Source organism: Pseudomonas imrae (genome assembly GCF_046352735.2).
GTDB classification, from domain to species: domain Bacteria; phylum Pseudomonadota; class Gammaproteobacteria; order Pseudomonadales; family Pseudomonadaceae; genus Aquipseudomonas; species Aquipseudomonas imrae.
The window spans coordinates 2,854,295-2,874,568 of the sequence record NZ_CP110853.2; the positions used below are offsets into that span (position 1 = coordinate 2,854,295).

A 20,274-nucleotide genomic window follows, 5' to 3' on the forward strand; every position below is an offset into this window, starting at 1 on the left:
TTGCAATATCAAGGAGACATCGACGTGATCACCACATCAACCGTCGTCAATTCAGTCGTAGAAAAACTGCGCGCCGCTCTGGCGCAGGGTCAGTGGCGGCGCGGGGAAATGTTGCCCGGGCAGCGCGAGCTGGCCGAACAACTGGGCATCAGCCGCCCGAGCCTGCGCGAAGCGGTGATCGTTCTGGAAACCCTCGGGCTGGTACGCTCAATGCCCGGCAAAGGCGTGGTCGTGCTGGAAACCAGCGTCAACGACCCCCAGGCCAGCGATGCCGTGGCCGATGCCAGTCTCGAAGACATCCTGCAGTTGCGCTATACCCTGGAGCCTTTCATTGTTGGCCTGGTGGCCCAATCCATCAGCAGCAAGGAAGTCGGACAACTGCGCCTGACCCTGATGGACATGCGCGAAGCGCTCGACGCCGGCGATAGCGAAGCCGGCATGAACGCCTACATTGCCTTCCACGAAGAACTCTTTGCCCTGACCTCAAACCCGATCTTCCAGAACGTGGTGCAGCAGACCAGTAATGCCCTCAAGCAGAGCGCCCAGGTGCTGCGCAATTCACCTGAGCACCTGGCCGAACGTTTGCAGGAAAACGACGCCGTAGTACGCGCCATTCGCAATAAGAACAGCGCCCTGGCCAGCGCCGAAATGCGTCGCCATATCCTGATGGAAGGCCGGCGCATGGGCGTAGCCCTGAACATCCCGGACGACCATCTCGGCAGCTGATATTGGAGACAGGCCATGACCGCCTACGCCTTGCAACGCAATACTGTTGTCGCAGCCCCGCCCGCCATGCGACTGGTGGCTGGCAACAAACTTTCGGCGGATGACATCTATCCACGTCTGTTCGACGCCATCCTCGAACAGCGCATTGTCCCGGCCAGCCGCTTTACCGAAGAAAGCCTGGCGCAGAGTTTTGGCGTCAGCCGCAGCGTAATCCGGCGGGTGCTGGCGCGCCTGGCCGAGCAGCAGGTGATCATCCTGCGTCCCAATCTTCGCGCCCAGGTGGCCGCGCCGGATGCCCGGCAGCTACAGCATATTCTCGAAGCACGTCGGTTGATGGAAGTGACCGTAGTGCAATTGGCTTGCACCTTGGCAAAACCGGCCCAGGTGCGCCAACTACGCGAACTGATTGCCCACCAGAGAGAATGTATCGAGCGCGATCAACAGGGCGCGGCGATTCGTCTGTCGGGGGAGTTTCATCTGCAACTGGCAGCAATTGCAGGCAATGGGCCGCTGACGCAGTTTCTCAACAGTCTGGTGCCGCTGACATCGCTGGCCCTCGCGCAGCATGGGCACCGCCCTGCCAATTGGCAGAGACAGATGGCGATTGTCGTAGCCCTTGAGCAGAGGGATGCCAGCGCAGCCATTGCCTTGATGAGCCAGCATCTGGATCAAGTGCAAGCCGCCTTGACCCAGTAATGGATCTCGCAGAGGCCGGCACAATCGTCTGACTGCACACAAAAAAGCCCCGTATCTCGCGATACGGGGCTTTCTGTTTTAACGCTCGATCAGGCCAGTTACAGCACCGATTGACCGCTCAGCGCCAGGTCCAGCAACTCGCGGTTGGCCACCGCGTACATGGCGTAATCCGTACCGACCGCAGCGCGGATTTCTACCATCATGGCGCGCCAACGCTCGACCATGTCCAGGTTCTGCTCAAGCCACAGGGCCACGCGGGCTTCCATGTCTTCTGGGGCATCGGCCATTTGCAGGACCTTGATCGTGATAGCCCGTTGCTGCCAGTCCACGTCGTCGCGGAAGGCTTCGCGGGCCTGGGCCTGCCAGTTGTTGCCCACCGGCAGATCGCTGATCTGCTGCAGGTACCATGGCAAGTCCAACGCGCTGCCTACGGCAAAGTAGGCCTTAGCCACGTCTGCAGCGCTCTGGCCGGTAACGTCGGCGGCTTCGATGATCGGCAACAAGGTGTACAGATGGGTGGTACCGGCAACCATGCGTGCCAGCAATTCCGGTACACCCGCCTCGGTGTAGGCTTGATAGCGATTCTGCCAACCTTCACGGGTCGGGCCTTCCAACAGTTCGTCGAGCTTGAGGCCCAAGGCTGCCAGGTGCGGACCGAAATGCGCGACGTCACGCCCGGCATCCTGTTCGTTGCGACGGCTACGCAGGAACCAGCGCGTGGCACGGCGGCCCAGGCGCATCAGCTCATCCATCAACGCCAGTTGCACTTCAGCTGACACCTGGTGATCCAGGGCCTCGATCTGACGGAACCAGTGTGGAAGATGGAAAATGTCACGCACGATCACATAAGCGCCCGCCACGTTCGCCGGGCTCATGCCGGTGGACTCCTTGAGTCGCTGAACGAAGGTGATGCCCATGTGGTTGACCAGATCGTTGGCGATCTGGGTGCTGACGATTTCACGCTTGAGACGGTGACGACGCATGGCTTCGGAGAACTTGGCCACCAGGCTCGGCGGGAACGCGGTCTCCATGTCACGGGTCAGGTAGTCGTCATCCGGCACCAGGGAATTGAGTAGCGCTTCCTTGAGGTCGATCTTGCTGTAGGAAATCAGCACCGACAACTCCGGACGGGTCAGTCCCTTGCCAGACGTAATCCGCTCGTTGAGCTGATCTTCCGACGGCAGGAACTCGATGGCGCGGTCCAGCTTGCCACGGCCTTCCAGATCGCTCATCAGGCGCTTGTATTCGGCGATGCGTTCGTAGGCACGACGTGCGGCCAACGACAATGCCTGGGTCTGCTTGTAGTTGTTGCCCAACACCAGGTGGCCGACTTCATCGGTCATGCTCGCCAGCAACTGGTTGCGTTGCTTGTCGGTCATATCACCGGCCTGCACCACTTCGTTGAGCAGGATCTTGATGTTCACTTCGTGGTCGGAGCAATCCACACCACCGGCGTTGTCGATAAAGTCAGTGTTGGAGCCACCGCCATTGAGGCCAAACTCCACACGACCCAGCTGGGTCATGCCGAGGTTACCGCCCTCGCCCACAACCTTGCAGCGCAACTCGTTGCCGTTGACACGCAGCGCGTCGTTGGCCTTGTCGCCCACATCGGCGTGGCTTTCGGTGCTGGCCTTGACGTACGTACCGATACCGCCGTTCCACAACAGGTCCACCGGAGCCTTGAGCAAGGCATTCAGCAGTTCGGTCGGGGTCAGCTTGTCGGCCTGGATGTCGAAGCGTTCTTTCATTTGTGGCGAGATTGCGATGCTCTTCGCGCTGCGCGAGAAGATACCACCGCCTTCGGACATGATACTGGTGTCGTAATCGGTCCAGGCTGAGCGCGGCAGGTCAAACAAACGTTGACGCTCGACGAAGCTGGTGGCCGGGTTCGGATTCGGATCGATGAAGATATGCAAGTGGTTGAAGGCTGCGACCAGTTGCAGCTTGTCGGACATCAACAAGCCGTTGCCGAACACGTCGCCCGCCATGTCGCCAACGCCGACCACGGTGATGCTGTCTTCCTGGACGTTGATGCCGCGCTCGCGGAAGTGGCGCTGTACACCCACCCACGCGCCTTTGGCGGTGATACCCATTTTCTTGTGGTCGTAACCGGCAGAACCACCGGAAGCGAACGCATCACCCAACCAGAAGCCGTAGTCGATGGCAATGCCGTTGGCGATGTCAGAGAAGGTCGCAGTGCCCTTGTCGGCCGCAACCACCAGATACGGATCATCGTCGTCATGACGCACGACGTTGGCTGGCGGTACCAGCGCGCCATCCTTCAGGTTGTCGGTGATATCCAACAGGCCGGAAATGAAGATGCGGTAGCAGGCGATGCCCTCGGCCGCGATCTCGTCGCGGTTGCCGCCCAATGGCAGGCGACGCGGCAGGAAGCCGCCCTTGGCGCCCACTGGCACAATCACCGAGTTCTTCACTTGCTGGGCTTTTACCAGGCCGAGGACTTCGGTACGGAAGTCTTCTTCGCGATCGGACCAGCGCAGGCCACCACGGGCGACGGTACCAAAACGCAGGTGCACGCCTTCGACGCGAGGGGAGTAGACGAAGATTTCAAACTTCGGCACCGGCTTGGGCAGCTCTGGAATCGCATGCGGGTTGAACTTGAAGCTGAAGTACGACTTGTTCTGGCCGTTGGTATCCGTCTGGTAGAAGTTGGTGCGCAAAGTGGCCTTGATCAGGTCCAGGTAGCGCCGCAGGATACGGTCTTCGTTGAGCACCTGAACATCGTCCAGTGCCGTCAGGATCGCCTGCTCCAGACGCTGCTGCTTGTCTTCCAGGTCTTCGGCGGTCAATTTGCGCGCCAGATAGAAGCGCGTCTTGAACAACCGGGTCAACTCGCGGGCGATGTCGGTGTGGTTGTTCAGGGTACTGGCGATGTAACCCAGGTCAAAGCCCAGGCGGATCTGCTTCAGGTAGCGGGCATAGGCGCGCAGCAGCGCAACATCGCGCCATGGCAGGCCGGCAGTCAGCACCAAACGGTTGAACGCATCGTTCTCGGCATCGCCGTTGACGATATGCACGAAGGCATCCTGCAGCGTGTCGTTAAGCTGCTGGATGTCCAGGTTCAGCCCTTCGGCGGCGGTAAACGCGAAGTCATGGATCCAGAATTCACGCCCGTTGGCGTGGCGCAGGCGATACGGGAACTCACCCAGTACGCGCAGGCCAAGATTCTCCAGGATCGGCAACACGTCGGACAGTGCCAGCGGCGTGTCGGCGTGATAGAGCTTGCAGTGCAGTTCTTGCTGGCCGGTCACATGACCCAGCGGCTGATAGAAGCTCATCACCAGCGGCTTGGCTTCGGTCAGGTTCAACAAGTGCTGCATGTCGACCACCGCCGAGTGCGCAGCGAAGCGCTCGCGATAGCCTGCGGGGAAACCTTTCGGGAAGTCCGCCAGCACGTTGGTGCCATGGGCTTCGCCAAAACTTTCGACGACCAGGCTGGCGTAATCGTCCTGCCAGCTGCGGCAGGCCTGCACCACTTCTTTTTCCAGCAGCACCGGATCGATGTCCAGGCGGTTCTTCGGATCGACCCGCAAAATCAGCTGCACACGCGCCAGCACGGATTCGGAGAAGAACGTCCAGAACTCGCAGTCCGACGCCTTCAGGCGATCCATCAGCACTTGCTGGATCTTCTGGCGCACTTCGGTGGAATAGATGTCACGCGGCACATAGGCCAGGCAGTAGCAGAAACGACCGTACGGGTCTTTGCGCAGGAACACGCGGATCTTGTTGCGTTCCTGGATCTGCACGATCGACATTACGGTGCTGAACAACTCGTCGACCGGGGTCTGGAACAGATCGTCACGTGGCAGGACTTCGACCACCTGGGCCAGTTCCTTGCCTAGGTGAGCCTTGGCCTGGAAGCCCGAACGGCGTTCGATTTCCGCGACCTTGCGCCGGATATACGGAATGACCCGAACGCTTTCGCCATACACCGAAGAGGTGTAGAGGCCCATGAAGCGGCATTCCTTGATGACCTTGCCGTCGGCGTCGATCTGGCGGATCGACACGTAGTCCGGATAAGCCGGGCGATGCACACGACTTGGATGCGCAGCCTTGGCGAACGACAGCACGGTCGGTTCTTGCAGGTAATTGACGGCGTAGTCTTCGATGCGCAGGTCATCGGCAGTGAGGCCGGCGCGCAGCAGTTTGGTCAGGCCGAGGAAGGAGCTGGTGTCATATTCGATATGGCCGCCACCCTGCTCGTCACGTACCACGAATTCTTCATAGCCTAAGAAGGTGAAGTGGTTACCCACCAGCCATTCCAGGAAGCTCTTGATCTCGGCTTTTTCTTCGCCTTCGATAACGAACTGGCTGTTGTCGATACCCGCCAGCAGGTCCTGGACCTTGGCCTTCATCGGTTCGAAATCAGCCACGGCGACGCGCACTTCACCCAATACCTGCTCGAGTTCCTTGCTCAGGACATTCAGCTCGGCGGCATTGGCGCAGCGGTCGATCTCCAGGTACATCAGCGACTCTTGCAGGGTATCGTCGCCCACGGTGCCCTTGGGCAGGACTTCCAGCAACTCGCCCTTCTTGCCGCGGCGCACGCTGAGTACTGTGGTTTGCAGCGTATGGATGCTGTAGCCACGGCGGTTCAGCTCAGTACGCACCGAGTCCACCAAAAAAGGCAGGTCGTGGTGCAGCACTTCGACCGCGGTGTGGGTCGATTGCCAACCATGACGTTCGTAATCGGGGTTGTAGACCCGCACTTGCGGTTGGGCATGATCGAAGCGCTCAAGCAGGCGCCAGGCGGACAGGGTGCAACCAGCCAGGTCGGACATTCGACGCTGGGTCAGTTCGTCCAGGGAAATGATGCCGAAGAATTGCTCAGCGAACAGCGCCACTTGTGGCAGTGCCTGTTCACTGATGTGCTGCGCCAGTGCCGCTTGCAGTTGATGCTGGAAGTCGGCCTTGCTGGCTGCGGTGAAGAACGCCATCTGTGGTACTCCGCTTGGGCTTGTTATTGATGGAAGCGTCGCGTGTTATCCCCTTGCGGGGAGACCGTCAGCTCTGTTCGGGGTCTACCATAACGAATTCAGAGTGACAGGTGGGTGAAGCTGGACAAGACCGTCAGGTCACATTCAACTTCCAGTGGGTGCGCAGCTCCAGACGACGGAACGACGGGCAGGTCAAAGTCTGGTGTAGCGACACATCCGTTGCGCAGCTTAGCGAGAGTGGGAAGTTGGCTGCTTGCGATGCTGCGACATATTCGGTCATCGGCACGCTGCCTGTGGGTTGCTACTTGGGCAACCCACAGGCAGCGACCTCAAAACCTGCCATTTCTGCATCGTCGAGTACCGAAAGTGACTGATATATGCCATCAAGTCATACCCACTACACAAGGCAGCACAAAATCCGCCGCAATGGCACAATTACCCGGCTGCACCCTCCCCCAGACAGGATTTCCCATGCAACTGACCACCGCCCACCTGATCGTCAACCCGTGCGATGACGAAGAAGACAACATGGCCATGCTCTGCTGCCACGGCAACAAGGGCGAAATGTTCATGCTGACCCGTTATCCGGATGAGGATGAGGTGGAACTGACGTGGGATTACGAGCCATCAACCCTGGACGGACTCAAGGTCACCCTGAGCGCGACAACTCTGCTGGTGGAAATTGCCGCAGTGGACAAGGACGCACTGGATGGCAATGACCGCCTGGAGATCACCCACGGTACGGCGGAGTCGGATCTGGCCGAAGTGGAAGAAACCCTGCAGAACATTCTCAAGGGTACCGGCACCTACATCCGCGAGCTCTGAATAGCGCCTAATCGCCATCGCGGGCAAGCCCGCTCCCACACTTGAACGCGCCACAATCCTAAATGTGGGAGCGGGCTTGCCCGCGATGAGGCCTGCATCAACGCCAAAAACTTCAGCCCCTTCCCACAAACTCCAAAAAATACCCCCCGCGTCGTTAGTCGCCAGCCCCTCCAATGCATTAAAGTAAGCACCCCAGGCCTGGGCAGTTTTCACAATTCCCAGGCTCATCTCTCCAGGAACCGTCATCGATGGAACATCGTGAAGCGCTGCTTGCGCTGCGAACCTTTCTTTCAACGCAGATCCTCGGTCAGGAAAAACTCATCGAGCGCCTGCTCATTGCCCTGCTCGCCGACGGACACATGCTGGTTGAAGGGGCTCCGGGCCTGGCCAAGACCAAAGCCATCAAAGAGCTTGCCGAAGGGATCGAGGCACAGTTCCATCGCATCCAGTTCACCCCTGACTTGCTACCCGCAGACATCACCGGCACCGAAATCTATCGCCCGGAAACCGGCAGTTTCGTGTTTCAGCAAGGGCCGATCTTCCACAACCTGGTACTGGCGGACGAGATCAACCGCGCCCCGGCCAAAGTGCAGTCCGCCTTGCTGGAGGCCATGGCCGAGCGCCAGGTGAGCGTGGGGCGCAGTACGTACGAGCTGTCGCCGCTGTTTCTGGTGATGGCCACGCAAAACCCTATTGAGCAGGAAGGCACCTACCCGCTGCCCGAAGCCCAGCTCGACCGGTTCCTGATGCATGTCAAGATCGGTTTCCCGGACGCCACGGTCGAACGACGGATCCTGCAGCAGGCTCGTGGCGAAGCCCTCAATGGTGAAACCAAGCCCGAGCGCCGCGTCAGTCAGCAGGCGATCTTTGCCGCGCGCAAGGAAATCCTCGGTTTGTACATGGCCGACGCCGTGGAGGAATACCTGGTGCAACTGGTTATGGCCACCCGAACGCCTGCCAAGTTCGACACCGAAATGGCCGAGTGGATCGCTTATGGCGCTAGCCCTCGGGGCTCGATTGCACTTGACCGTTGTGCCCGTGCTCACGCCTGGCTGGCCGGTCGCGACTTTGTCAGCCCGGAAGATATCCAGGCAGTGCTGTTCGACGTACTGCGCCATCGAATCATTCTGTCGTTTGAAGCCGAAGCCGCCGGCATTGACCAGGACCGCGTGGTGCAACGCATTCTCGACGTCGTAGCCGTCGCTTGAGCCCCATGAACGCTGACGAGTCCGGTACCCGCGTCACCCTGAGCGAATTGATCGAGATGCGTCATCGCGTGCGGGAAGTGCAGCTTTTTTCCACGCCCAGCCAGCGCAGCCCACTCATAGGCCTGCACCACTCGAAATTGCGCGGGCGCGGGGTCGACTTCGATCAGGTGCGGGTTTATCAAGCGGGCGACGATGTACGCACCATCGACTGGCGTGTAACCGCACGGACCCAGGAACCCCACACCAAGTTGTTCCACGAAGAACGCGAACGACCGATTTTCATCATGGTGGAACAAAGCTGCCGGCTGTTTTTCGGCTCCGGGCAGATGTTCAAGTCGGTGTTGGCAGCTCAGGCTGCGAGCCTGATCGGTTGGGCCGCGTTGGGGCACAACGACCGGGTCGGCGGCCTGGTGTTCGGCGACAACGAGCACTACGAAATCAAACCCCGACGCAGCAAGCAGAGCTTGTTGCAATTGCTTAACCGCCTGGTACGAGTCAACCAGAGCCTCACCACCGAAAGCCGCCCGGAAGCCGACGCTCTCGGCATGGCCCTGCGCCGTGCTCGCGAAGTGCTGCGCCCTGGCAGCCTGGTAATCGTGATCTGCGACGAACGTGCCCTCAGCGAGGGCGCCGAGCAGCAACTGAGCCTGCTGGCACGCCACTGCGACCTGCTGTTGTTGCCGGTTTCCGATCCGCTGGATCATGCCTTGCCCGCCGCCGGGTTGCTGCGTTTCGCCGAGCGGGGGGCACAGCTGGAACTCGACACCCTGAACTTCGATCTGCGCCAGGCTTATAAAGCCCAGTCTGAAGCCCGTATCACCCGCTGGGAGCTACTCGCGCAAAAACTGCGGGTGCTGCTGATGCCCTTGAGCACTCAGAGCGAGATGGTCGAACAACTGCGCGAATACCTCAACCCGCAGCGCCCGGTCAGAAAGCAATGAACAGCCTGGATCAACTGCAACCGTTGATAGCCCCGCCGGCCATCGGCTTCTGGCCGCCTGCGCCGGGCTGGTGGCTTTTACTGCTGATTATCCCGTTGGTTATCTGGGGTTTGTGGTCGCTGCGCCGCTTTCTGCCCGCCCGGCGCCCGCTCGCGCGCGCCGAGCAGCCACTGGACCCGCTGCGTATCGCCGCCCTCGCGGAACTGGCGCTGATGCCCAAACCCTACGACGGCGCCCCTGCCGGCGCATGGCTGCAGCAACTGAACGGCCTGCTCAAGCGCCTGTGCCGCAACGACTATCCATACAGCCAGAGCCACACCCTCAATGGACGTAAATGGCTGGCCTTCCTCGACAACCGGTGCCCGGCTGCCGGCCTGACCCGCTGGATGGTGCTGGTGGAAGGCACCTACAAACCTGAATGCAAACTCGACGACAAGGCCATCGCCGGCCTCACACAGGCCGTCGACACGTGGATTCGCAAGCATGTTTGAGTTCGCCTGGCCGTGGGTCTTTGCCCTGTTGCCATTGCCATGGCTGATGCGGGTTATTCTGCCGGCCGCCGACAGCGGCGAACCTGCGCTGAAGGTCAGTTTCCTCGCAGACCTGGAAGGCCTGGCACGACGCCGGGCTCGGGCCAACCTGCCAGGCTGGCGCCAACAGGCTCCCTTCGTGGTCCTGTGGCTGCTGCTGCTCAGTGCCGCCGCCCGCCCGGAATGGCTTGGCGAACCGTTGCCAATTGCCGCCAGCGGCCGGGACCTGCTGGTGGCAGTCGATGTGTCCGGCTCCATGGATTTCCCCGACATGCATTGGCAGGACGAAGACGTCAGCCGCCTGAGCGTGGTCAAGCACTTGCTCGGCGACTTCCTGGAAAACCGCGAAGGCGACCGGGTGGGCTTGATCCTGTTTGGCAGCCAGGCCTACCTACAGGCGCCGCTGACGTTCGACCGGCGTACCGTGCGCACCTGGCTGGATGAAGCACGCATTGGTATCGCCGGCAAAAACACGGCCATTGGCGATGCCATCGGCCTGGCGCTGAAGCGCTTGCGCCAACGGCCGGCACAGAGCAGGGTATTGATCCTGGTGACTGACGGCGCCAACAACGGTGGCGCGATCGACCCGCTGACCGCCGCCCGCCTCGCCGCCGAAGAAGGTGTAAAAATCTACCCCATCGGCATTGGCGCCGCGCCCGAACAAAGCGGGACTCTGGGCATGCTCGGCCTGAATCCGAGCCTGGACCTCGACGAGCCCGCACTCAAGGCAATCGCCGACGCCAGCGGCGGTCGCTACTTCCGTGCCCGTGACGGCGAAGAACTGCAAGATATCAAGGAAACCCTTGACCAGCTTGAGCCCGTGACCCAGCAACCGACCCGGGCCCGTCCCGCCCAGGCACTCTACAGCGGCCCATTGGCCCTGGCACTGATTCTCAGCATGCTGCTGGTGATCCAGGAACGCTGGCCGGACAACGCGCTGCAACGCCTGTTCAACCGCCTCACCACCCGGGCGCAGTTTCTGCAGCAACACCCGCAATGGCGTCAACGTCTTGAACGCCTGCGTTTGCGGAGGCGTCGATGATAGCTTTATGGCCTCACTGGTTCCGCCCTTGGTGGCTATTGCTGCTGCCGGTGCTTGGCTGGCTGCTCTGGCAACTGTGGCATCGGCAAAAACGCGTGGGGCGCTGGCAAATGATCCTGCCGCCCGCGTTTCATGCCGCCCTGCTCAGTGGCGGCAACGGTCGGGAAAGCAAATCACCGTGGCTGTTATTGGCCCTGGCCTGGCTGCTGGCGGTGCTGGCGTTGCTTGGCCCGAGCTGGCAGCGGGTCGAACAACTCAGCCAGAAGCCCGCAGACCCGCTGGTGGTGTTGCTGGAACTGACCCCGCAGATGCTCGCAACCGACAGCCCGCCCAACCGGCTGGAACAGGCGCGACGCAAACTGTTTGACCTGCTTCAGGCCCGCAGCGACGCGCAAACCGCCATCGTTGTCTACGCGGGCAGCGCTCATACGCTGGTGCCGTTATCCGATGATCTGGCTACCAGCCGCAACCTACTGGAAGCCTTGCGCCCATCGATCATGCCCGTGGCCGGTCACCGCGCCGACCTGGCCGTCGAAAAAGCCCTGGAGCTGCTCAAGCACGGCGGCCTCGGTCAAGGCCGCTTGCTGTTGATCGGCTCGTCGTTGTCCAAGCAAGAGCGCCAGAGTATCCGCCTCTTGCTGCAAGGGCAGGCGCCGAGCCTGTCGATCCTCGGCATCGGCAGTCGTGAGGGCACACCGGTAACTCAAGAGAACGGCGAGTTCCTCAAGGATGAACAAGGCGCGATCCTGGTACCGCGCCTCGACAGCCCTCCCCTCAAGGCTTTTGCCAGCGAAATGGGTGGCCGCTACCGCCAGGCCCGGCTGGACGACAAGGACCTGCGCGGCCTTGGCGTGCTGGATGGCCCGCAAAACCTGCGCAACGACGGCCAACTGCTGCAGCTGGACACGTGGGCGGATCAGGGTTACTGGCTGCTACTGCCATTGCTGTTACTTGCCGCCTGTGCCGGGCGCCGTGGCTGGTTGTTCTGCCTGCCGCTGCTGCTGGCAGCCCCGCAGCCGAGCTACGCCTTTGACTTGCAGGACCTGTGGCTGCGTCCAGACCAACAGGGCCAGTACCTGCTCAAGCATAAACGCCCCGCAGAAGCCGCCGAGCATTTCGAAAACCGGCAATGGCAGGGCGTGGCCCTCTATGAAGCCGGTCAGTATGGCGAAGCCGCCAAACGGTTCGCCGAAGGCATCGACGCCTACTCCCACTACAATCGCGGCAACGCACTGGCTCGGTCGGGAGAGCTGGAAGCCGCGCTGGACGCCTATGAGCAAGCGCTCGAGGCCCAGCCCGATCTGCAACCGGCCCTGAAAAACCTGGCCCTGGTGCAGAAGCTGCTGCAGGAAGAACCCGAATCGCAGCCGCCCGCTGCGAACGAGGATGACCAAACCTCTCAGCCAGGCCAAACTGCCCAACCAGGCGACGGTGAGCCACCAGCAACCGCGGCTCAACAATCGCCTGCTGGCGATGGCCAGGCAGGCACAGACCAGCCGCAGACCGACGCGCCGCCTGCCGGCAGCAACGAAGTCCCCGGCAGCGAACTGGATGACGAGCAAACCACCACCCCACCCTTGCGCCCGGCGGGCGACGACCTCGACGATGAGCACCGCCAGGCCATGGAACAATGGCTGCGACAGATCCCGGACAACCCCGGCGAGCTGCTGCGGCGCAAATTCTGGTACGAACAGCAACAACATCAGGACAAGATTCAATGAGCCGCTGTACTTGCGCCGTTCTTATGCTCGCGATATGGGCCGGTCAGTCCCAGGCAGCCGACCTCGTAGCCAGTGTCGACCGCAGCCAACTCAACTCTGGAGAAACGGTAGAGCTGACGCTGGAGTCCAACGACGTCACCCAATTCGGCAAGCCAGACCTCACGCCCCTGCAACCGCAATTCGAAGTACGCGGCACCCGACAGATCAATCAGCTCACGACCCTGGACGGGGATAATCACGCCACCACCCGCTGGATCATCACCCTGCTGCCCAGGCAAAGCGGCACCGTGCTTATCCCGTCGCTGCAACTGGGAGCGCTCAAGACCCAACCGATCAGCCTGCAGATCTTGCAAACCCTCAATAAAGACACTGGCAACCAGTTGGCACCGGTATTCATCGAGACCCGCCTCGACCAGGACACCGTCTATGTTCAGGCCCAGGCGTTGCTGACCGTGCGCATTTATCACTCAGTGGCGATGTATGACGACAGCAACCTGACGCCACCGCAACTGTCCGATGCCCGCGTCGAGCAACTGGGCGATTCGCGCACCTACGAGAAAGTCATCAACGGCGTGCGCCATGGCGTAATCGAAATGCGCTATGGAATCTACCCGCAACACAGCGGCCAATTGTCGATTCCCGCGCAGGTATTCACGGCGACCATGGTCGAACCGCGCCCTGCCGAGGACGCTGCGCCACAAGTTCCGAAACCGGGCAAGCTGCTGCATGTCAGTTCCACCCAAATCCCCCTCACGGTCAAGGCCAAGCCCGCCCTGTATCCAGCGGACGCCGCCTGGCTGCCGGCTCGCAGCTTGAGCTTGAGTGAAAGCTGGAACCCCGAGCCGGATCAGGTCCAGGTCGGCGACTCCCTGACCCGCAGCCTGACCCTCAAGGCCGAGGGCCTGGCCAGCGCCCAGTTGCCACCGCTGCCCAGCACCGAAGTCAATGGCCTGCGGCGCTATCCAGACCAGCCGGTACTGGGCAATCAGAACAGCGAACGCGGGGTAATCGGCAGCCGCGAAGACCGTGAAGCCCTGGTCCCCAACCGTGCCGGCGCCCTGGAGTTGCCGGCGGTGGAAGTGGTGTGGTGGAACACCCATGCAGACCAACTCGAACGCACCAGCCTGCCAGCCCGCACCCTGCAGGTGGCGAACAACCCCAGCCTGGTAGTGGACACCCCGGCAACCCCGATCATCATCACCGCGCCCGATAATGAGCGTCTGTGGATCTGGCAACTCAGCAGCCTGACTCTGGGCCTGACCACGCTGCTTGGGTTCGGCCTGTGGTGGCGTGCGCGGGCGCAACCGGCGGTGCTGCGTGCCGCACAATCCGGCCCGAGCCCACGGACATTGCTGGACGATCTGAAGCGCGCCAGCCAGGCCAACGATCCTCAGGCGACACGCCAGGCATTGGATGCATGGGCCAGGCAGCAACCGGAGACTCTGGCCGAAATGGCCGCGAGGTTTGTGCCGCTGTCCGATGCGCTGGATGGGCTCAATGGCGCGCTTTATAGCGAGACCGGGCAATTCTGGCAGGGTGAGGAGATATGGCGTGCGGTGAAGGCTATCCCGATGACCGAGCGGGCTCTGGACTCTGCAGGCGATAACGCTGGGTTGCCGCCCTTGTATCCCAAGTAGGCATTGGTTGGGGTTGACCGCGCCCGCCCGCCAAGAACCTCCGGTCAACCGCCATTTACAGGTAAACTCCCCCTCTTTTGATCTTCTCCACGGAGTCCGCCTTGCGTCTGTTTCACACCTCCGACTGGCATCTTGGCCAAAACCTCCACGGCCAGGAACGCGACTTCGAACACGCCTGTTTCCTCGACTGGCTGCTGAGCCAACTGCATCAGCAGCGCCCCGATGTTCTGCTGATCGCCGGCGATATCTTCGACACCGTCAACCCGCCACTCAAGGCGCAGGAGCGGCTGTACGACTTCATCATCAATGCCCACGAACAAACCCCCGAGCTGACCATCGTGATGATCGCCGGCAACCACGACTCCGGCTCACGCATCGAATTGCCCGCTCCCTTGATGCGCCGCCTGCGCACACATGCGCTGGGGCGCGTGTTGTGGCTCGATGATGGGCAACTGGACGTCGAGCGGTTGCTGATTCCCCTCCCCGACAAAAGCGGTGCGGTGGTGGGTTGGTGCTTGGCGCTGCCGTTCCTGCGACCGGCAGAAGTCACCGGCGCGCAGTTGGGCGATGATTATTTGCGCGGGATCGCCCAAGTGCATGAGTGGCTGATCGACGCCGCCAATGCAAAACGCCAACCCGGCCAGGCGCTGATCGCAATCAGTCATGCACATATGGCGGGTGGCTCGGTCTCGGAAGACTCCGAACGCAGCCTGATTATCGGCAACGCCGAGGCGCTGCCGGCCAGCTTGTTCGATGCGAGCGTCAGTTACGTCGCCCTGGGGCATCTGCACAAGCCACAACGGGTCAATGGCGAAGAGCGGATTCGCTACTGCGGCTCGCCAATCCCGCTGTCGTTCTCTGAAATCGACTACCAGCATCAGATTCTTGATGTGCAGCTGGACGGTGAAACCCTGGTCAGCGTCCAAACCCACCTGATCCCCCGCGCCGTCAACCTGCAGCGCCTGGAAGCCGCCCCCCTGGCCGAGATCCTCAAGCAACTGGCGGACTTACCCGACGTCGACCTGCTGGCAGAAACCCAGCGCCAGCCCTGGCTGGAAGTTCGGGTGCGGCTCGACGAACCCCAACCCGACCTGCGCCAGCAAGTGGAAAATGCCCTGCTGGGCAAGGCCGTGCGACTGGTGCGTATTGCCGCCGAATACGCTGGTGCGGGTCGCCGCGAGGACGACACGCAGGATCAGTTGATCGAACTGGACCAACTCACGCCCCAGGAATTGTTCAGCCGTACCTGGCTGGAAAGCTATGGCAATGAGGTTGATGAACAGACCCTGAAGGATTTCGCCGTGCTGCTCCAGGAAGTGCAGCAGGAGGCAGAACAATCATGAAAATCCTCGCCATTCGCCTGAAAAACCTGGCTTCCCTGGCAGGGCCCTTTGAGATTGATTTTACTGCCGAACCCCTGGCCAGCGCCGGGCTGTTCGCCATCACCGGCCCGACCGGCGCCGGTAAAAGCACCTTGCTCGACGCCCTGTGCCTGGCGCTGTTTGGCGCCGTGCCTCGGTTGGGAGATACCGGCCAGGCGAAAATGCCCGATGCCGAGACCGATATTTCCATTGGTGATCCACGCACCCTGATTCGTCGCGGCACGGGCGGCGGGTATGCCGAAGTGGATTTCGTCGGCGTCAGCGGCCGTCGCTACCGCGCGCGCTGGGAGGCCAATCGCGCACGGGACAAAGCCAGCGGCAAACTGCAAAACAGTCGACAGAGCCTGATCGACCTGGACAGCGAACACTTGCTGGCCAGCCAGAAAACCGAATACAAAGCCCAACTGGAACTGGCGCTGGGCTTGAATTTCGAGCAGTTCACCCGCGCGGTGCTGTTGGCGCAAAGTGAGTTCAGCGCCTTCCTCAAGGCCAACGACAACGAGCGCAGCGAACTGCTGGAAAAGCTCACCGATACAGCGCTCTACACCCAGTTGGGCCAGCGTGCATTCATCAAGGCCAAGGATGCCAAGGAAGCGCACAAGTTGCTGCAGGACCAGGCCACCGGCGTCACCCCGCTGGCTCCCGAGGCCCGCGTCGAGCTGGATCAACAACTGGGCGAAGCCCAGCAACAGCTCAAGGCCCGACAAGCCCGGCTCAAGCAGCTTGAACTGCAGCACACCTGGCTCAAGGAATTGGGCGAATGGCAAGAACGCCAGCACAGCGCCGCCGAGCAATTGCAACAGGCCGAGCAGGACTGGCAGGCCCAGGACTCACAACGCCTGGACTTGAACCGCCTGGAGCAACTGGCGCCGCAGCGTCATCATTTCGCGCGCCAGGCCGAGCTGGCCCAACAGTTGCAGCCCCTGGCCCTGCAGATCCGCCAGCATCTTGAGCAAGAGGCTGCGCTGCGCGCACGCCAGGCACAACTGCAACAGCAGCAAGGCGGCGCAAAAGATGCCCTAGGCGCAGCGTTGAAGCGCCAAGCCGAGGCTGCACCGCTGCTGCGACAGGCCTTCGAGGAGCACAGCAACCTCGCCCGCCTGACCCGTGACCTGAGCCAGAGCGACGAGCAAAAGCTGCTCGCGGAAAAATCCTGTTCCGAAGGCCAGGCCGCTCTGAACGCCCTGCACGAACGGCAACAGCAAGTCGTCGTACGCCTGCAACAACTGGCCGTGCAACTGGAGCAAAGCGCTACGCTGGCGCCGTTGGGCGAAGCCTGGGGCGCGTACCGCGACCGTCTGCAACAACTGATGCTGATCGGCAATCGCCTGAACAAGGGCCAGGCCGAATTACCTGCGCTGGAACAGCAGGCCGCGCTCGCCCTGGCGCAATGGACGCAGCAACGCACCACCCTGGACTTGCTCTACCAGGAGGCAGGAGCCGAACCCCATGCGGTCGCCGAGCAGATCCAGTTACTGGACAGCCTGCTCAAGGACAATCGCAAGCAACAGCGCGCCTTCGAGGAACTGGCGCGGCTATGGGAAACCAGCCAAAAGCTGCAAGACCGATATGACGACCTTGTGGCGAAGCAGTCGTTGGCCAAGCAACAGCGCGAAGAGTTCAACCGCATCGGCGTCGAAGCCAAGGCAGAACTTGCCATCGCCGAACACACGCTCTCGGTGATCCAGCAGTTGCTGGAGCGCCAGCGCTTGGCACGCGACGTTAATGTGCAGACCCTGCGCGAACAATTGGAGCCTGATCAGCCTTGCCCCGTTTGTGGCAGCGTCGAGCATCCGTATCACGCCACTGATGTGCTGATCGTCAGCCTTGAGCGTCACGATGAAGATGAAGTGACCCGTGCACGCAAAGCCGTCGATGTGCTCAAGGATAAAATGGATGGGCTGCGTACCGAACTGGGAGAGTTGATCGCCCAGCAAAAAGAACTATTGCGCCAGCAGCAGCAGGTTGCAACCGAACAACAGACCCTGGCTCCCAGTCTTGAAACCCACCCACTGTCAGCCACGTTGTTCAACCAGGAGGCCGCCAAACGCAGTGCCTGGCTGAGTCAGCACCTGAGCCAATTGAACCAGAGCATCACTCAGGACGAACAACGCCAGGGCGCCCTGCTCAACCTGCAACAAAACGCCGGCCGCCTGCAGCAACAACTGCAAGTCGCCCAGGATGCCAGCCAACTGGCCCGCCAACAGTTGGTAGATCAGCAACGAGAACTGGCCAACGACCGCGAACGCCGCGAAGAAGCGCTAAACGCCTTTGCCGACCTGCTGCCGGCTGACATGCTCGAAGACCTGCGCCACGAGCCGGCTGCAACGTTCATGCAGCTCGACCGGCAGATCAGCCAACGCCTGGAACAACTCGGTCAGCAGCAGGAAGAGCTGACCGAGCATCAGCAGCGCCAGCAAACCATCGAGAAAGAGCTGGACCGCCAACAGCACCGCCAGCAGCAATTGGAGGTGCTGGTGCAGCAATTCGTCGAGTTGAACACTCAGCAACAGGCCGCCCAGGCCAGGCTGGCCGAACTGTTGGGCACACACGCCAGTGCCGATCATTGGCAACAGCAACTCGACCTGTCCGTCGAACAGGCCCGCAGCAGCGAAGCCCAGGCCAGCCAGCAGTTGCAGGACACTCATAACCAACTGATCCAACTGGCCGCCGACCTCAAGGCCCGCCAAGAGCGGCAACTCGCACTGTACACCGAGCAACAGGCACTTGAGCTGCGCCTGCATGACTGGCGCGTTTTGCATCCGGACCTTGACGACGAGGGCCTCGCACGCCTGCTAAGTGTCGACGAGCAGCAAGCCGGCGAGTTGCGCCAGCGTTTGCAGCACGGCGAAAAAGCCGTCGCGCAAGCCAAGGTCCTGTTGCATGAGCGCGAGCAGCGGCTCAAGGATCACCAGGCCCAGCACAATGGCAATCTGGATGCCGAGCAGTTGGACAACGCGCTGACCGAACTCAACGGCCAACTGAACGATGACGAAAAAACCTGTGCCGAGTTGCGTGCCCGCCAGGCTGAAGACCAGCGCCGCCAGGACGCTAATCAGTCTCTGACGCTCGCGATCGACAAGGCCTACGACGAATGGCAGCGCTGGGCCCGACTCAATGCACTGATCGGCTCGGCCACCGGCGACACCTTCCGCAAGATCGCCCAGGCCTACAACCTCGACCTGCTGGTACACCATGCCAACGTGCAACTGCGCCAACTGGTGCGGCGCTACCGCCTCAAACGCGGCGGCAGCATGCTCGGCTTGCTGGTACTGGATACGGAAATGGGTGACGAACTGCGCTCGGTGCATTCGCTGTCCGGTGGCGAAACCTTCCTGGTGTCCCTGGCGCTGGCCCTGGGGCTGGCATCGATGGCCTCCAGTACATTGAAGATCGAGTCGCTGTTTATCGACGAAGGTTTTGGCAGCCTCGATCCAGAGTCGCTGCAATTGGCGATGGATGCATTGGACGGTTTGCAGGCACAGGGACGCAAAGTCGCGGTGATTTCCCATGTACAGGAAATGCATGAACGGATTCCTGTGCAGATTCAGGTCAAGCGCCAGGGTAATGGCTTAAGCACCCTGGAGGTCAAATGAGCGAGGTGGTGCTGTATTCGTTTCGCCGCTGCCCCTATGCCATGCGGGCACGCCTGGCGCTGCGCTACTCACAGGTGCCGGTGCGTATTGTCGAGGTGAGCCTCAAGGCCAAGCCGGCCGAAATGTTGACCCTGTCGCCCAAGGGCACGGTGCCGGTATTGAGCGTTGAAGGGCAAGTGATTGAAGAGAGCCTGGAGATCATGCAATGGGCGCTGGCGCAGCACGATCCGGATGATTGGTTGTTGCAAGGCGATCCAGCGGTGCTGGCGTTGATTGCCGAAAATGACCAGGGCTTCAAGTATCACTTGAATCGATACAAGTACGCCGAGCGTTACCCCGAACAGCCTATGGCGTTTTATCGGGCTGAGGGTGAAGTGTTCTTGCAGGCGTTGGAGAGGTTACTGGCTGATCGTGACTACTTGCTTGCCGATCACTTGAGCCTGGCGGACGTGGCGCTGGCGCCGTTTGTGCGACAGTTCGCGCATGTGGATCGAGTGTGGTTTGCCACAACCCCCTATCACCGCTTGCAGGCCTGGCTGCAGCGCTTCCTGGAATCGCCACTGTTTGTCGCGGTGATGGCAAAAACCTGAGCCCAACGCAATCAAATGTGGGAGCTGGCTTGCCTGCGATGGATTCAACTCGGTGGATCAGTCATACCGAGGCGATGCTATCGCAGGCAAGCCAGCTCCCACATTTGACCGTCGCTCAATTCAACTCAGTGTTGGGTTTTATGATCCAGCGCCGCATAGAAATTGGCGCTTTGTTGCAGGTATTTCTGGGTGTAGGCACTGCTGCCGGATTTTTTGCTGCTGATTTCCACACTGGCACTGACAGGTAGGGCTACGGTGGCAGAAACGGCGGAGGCGGCAATGATCGAGAAGAGATTGAAGTTCATGTCGGTAACCCTTGCGTATGGTTGGCTTGATGGCTTGTGAAAGCCTTGAAGCAAACTTACGCCTGGGTGGCTTGGTGCTTGAAATTCTTTGAAACAGTAGCTGTTATCACTGGCATT

The 20,274-nt window shown here is 61.1% G+C and carries 14 protein-coding genes; 12 read left to right on the plus strand and 2 right to left on the minus strand.

The genetic code is table 11. The features are described 5' to 3' along the window. Nucleotides 1–24: 24 nt before the first annotated feature. Together OQ460_RS12660 and OQ460_RS12665 are read left to right on the plus strand one after the other, a co-directional pair. Nucleotides 25–726, plus strand: a complete 702-nt coding sequence (locus OQ460_RS12660; protein WP_410017830.1) for a FadR/GntR family transcriptional regulator — start codon at nt 25–27, stop codon at nt 724–726. Between the two features lie 15 nt (nt 727–741). Further along, complete coding sequence (locus OQ460_RS12665) at nt 742–1,422, plus strand: GntR family transcriptional regulator (RefSeq protein ID WP_410017831.1); 681 nt, start codon at nt 742–744, stop codon at nt 1,420–1,422. A gap of 98 nt (nt 1,423–1,520) precedes the next feature. Here OQ460_RS12665 and OQ460_RS12670 read toward each other — a convergent pair whose 3' ends face one another. Next, a complete protein-coding gene (locus OQ460_RS12670) occupies nt 1,521–6,380 on the minus strand; it encodes an NAD-glutamate dehydrogenase (RefSeq protein WP_410017832.1) in 4,860 nt (1,619 codons plus the stop codon). A 471-nt stretch (nt 6,381–6,851) separates the two neighbouring features. Here OQ460_RS12670 and OQ460_RS12675 point away from each other — a divergent pair, with 471 nt between their 5' ends. The 10 genes from OQ460_RS12675 (at nt 6,852) to OQ460_RS12720 (ending at nt 19,852) form a co-directional block, all read left to right on the plus strand. Continuing rightward, nucleotides 6,852–7,205 (plus strand): hypothetical protein, encoded by a 354-nt coding sequence (locus OQ460_RS12675; protein WP_410017833.1) that lies wholly within the window; start codon nt 6,852–6,854, stop codon nt 7,203–7,205. A 248-nt stretch (nt 7,206–7,453) separates the two neighbouring features. Next, a complete protein-coding gene (locus tag OQ460_RS12680) occupies nt 7,454–8,413 on the plus strand; it encodes an AAA family ATPase (RefSeq protein ID WP_410017834.1) in 960 nt (319 codons plus the stop codon). A 5-nt stretch (nt 8,414–8,418) separates the two neighbouring features. Continuing rightward, nucleotides 8,419–9,354, plus strand: a complete 936-nt coding sequence (locus OQ460_RS12685) for a DUF58 domain-containing protein (RefSeq protein WP_410017835.1) — start codon at nt 8,419–8,421, stop codon at nt 9,352–9,354. Next, nucleotides 9,351–9,845, plus strand: coding sequence for a DUF4381 domain-containing protein (locus tag OQ460_RS12690; RefSeq protein ID WP_410017836.1), 495 nt, complete (start codon nt 9,351–9,353; stop codon nt 9,843–9,845). The genes OQ460_RS12685 and OQ460_RS12690 overlap by 4 nt, the downstream gene beginning before the upstream one ends. Next, nucleotides 9,838–10,926 carry a vWA domain-containing protein gene (locus tag OQ460_RS12695; protein WP_410017837.1) on the plus strand — a complete coding sequence of 363 codons (1,089 nt, stop codon included), beginning with the start codon at nt 9,838–9,840 and terminating at the stop codon, nt 10,924–10,926. Before OQ460_RS12690 ends, OQ460_RS12695 begins: the two co-directional genes overlap by 8 nt. Then, nucleotides 10,923–12,647, plus strand: a complete 1,725-nt coding sequence (locus tag OQ460_RS12700) for a VWA domain-containing protein (protein ID WP_410017838.1) — start codon at nt 10,923–10,925, stop codon at nt 12,645–12,647. Before OQ460_RS12695 ends, OQ460_RS12700 begins: the two co-directional genes overlap by 4 nt. Next, nucleotides 12,644–14,284, plus strand: coding sequence for a BatD family protein (locus OQ460_RS12705; protein ID WP_410017839.1), 1,641 nt, complete (start codon nt 12,644–12,646; stop codon nt 14,282–14,284). Before OQ460_RS12700 ends, OQ460_RS12705 begins: the two co-directional genes overlap by 4 nt. A gap of 101 nt (nt 14,285–14,385) precedes the next feature. Beyond that, nucleotides 14,386–15,627 (plus strand): exonuclease SbcCD subunit D C-terminal domain-containing protein, encoded by a 1,242-nt coding sequence (locus OQ460_RS12710; RefSeq protein ID WP_410017840.1) that lies wholly within the window; start codon nt 14,386–14,388, stop codon nt 15,625–15,627. Continuing rightward, nucleotides 15,624–19,262: an AAA family ATPase gene (locus tag OQ460_RS12715; RefSeq protein WP_410017841.1), complete on the plus strand. Its 3,639-nt coding sequence runs from the start codon at nt 15,624–15,626 to the stop codon at nt 19,260–19,262. The genes OQ460_RS12710 and OQ460_RS12715 overlap by 4 nt, the downstream gene beginning before the upstream one ends. Then, on the plus strand, nt 19,259–19,852 hold the full coding sequence (locus tag OQ460_RS12720; protein ID WP_410017842.1) for a glutathione S-transferase: 594 nt from the start codon (nt 19,259–19,261) through the stop codon (nt 19,850–19,852). The genes OQ460_RS12715 and OQ460_RS12720 overlap by 4 nt, the downstream gene beginning before the upstream one ends. 125 nt (nt 19,853–19,977) lie before the next feature. Here the strand turns inward: OQ460_RS12720 and OQ460_RS12725 are convergent, their stop codons facing one another. After that, nucleotides 19,978–20,157 (minus strand): hypothetical protein, encoded by a 180-nt coding sequence (locus tag OQ460_RS12725; RefSeq protein ID WP_410017843.1) that lies wholly within the window; start codon nt 20,155–20,157, stop codon nt 19,978–19,980. Nucleotides 20,158–20,274 lie beyond the last annotated feature (117 nt).

Coding starts and splice junctions, on each gene's coding strand:
- OQ460_RS12665 (WP_410017831.1), top strand. CDS start 742: ATGACCGCCTACGCCTTGCAACGCAATACTGTTGTCGCAGCCCCGCCC.
- OQ460_RS12720 (WP_410017842.1), top strand. CDS start 19,259: ATGAGCGAGGTGGTGCTGTATTCGTTTCGCCGCTGCCCCTATGCCATG.
- OQ460_RS12715 (WP_410017841.1), top strand. CDS start 15,624: ATGAAAATCCTCGCCATTCGCCTGAAAAACCTGGCTTCCCTGGCAGGG.
- OQ460_RS12670 (WP_410017832.1), bottom strand. CDS start 6,380: ATGGCGTTCTTCACCGCAGCCAGCAAGGCCGACTTCCAGCATCAACTG.
- OQ460_RS12700 (WP_410017838.1), top strand. CDS start 10,923: ATGATAGCTTTATGGCCTCACTGGTTCCGCCCTTGGTGGCTATTGCTG.
- OQ460_RS12695 (WP_410017837.1), top strand. CDS start 9,838: ATGTTTGAGTTCGCCTGGCCGTGGGTCTTTGCCCTGTTGCCATTGCCA.
- OQ460_RS12675 (WP_410017833.1), top strand. CDS start 6,852: ATGCAACTGACCACCGCCCACCTGATCGTCAACCCGTGCGATGACGAA.
- OQ460_RS12680 (WP_410017834.1), top strand. CDS start 7,454: ATGGAACATCGTGAAGCGCTGCTTGCGCTGCGAACCTTTCTTTCAACG.
- OQ460_RS12685 (WP_410017835.1), top strand. CDS start 8,419: ATGAACGCTGACGAGTCCGGTACCCGCGTCACCCTGAGCGAATTGATC.
- OQ460_RS12725 (WP_410017843.1), bottom strand. CDS start 20,157: ATGAACTTCAATCTCTTCTCGATCATTGCCGCCTCCGCCGTTTCTGCC.
- OQ460_RS12690 (WP_410017836.1), top strand. CDS start 9,351: ATGAACAGCCTGGATCAACTGCAACCGTTGATAGCCCCGCCGGCCATC.
- OQ460_RS12705 (WP_410017839.1), top strand. CDS start 12,644: ATGAGCCGCTGTACTTGCGCCGTTCTTATGCTCGCGATATGGGCCGGT.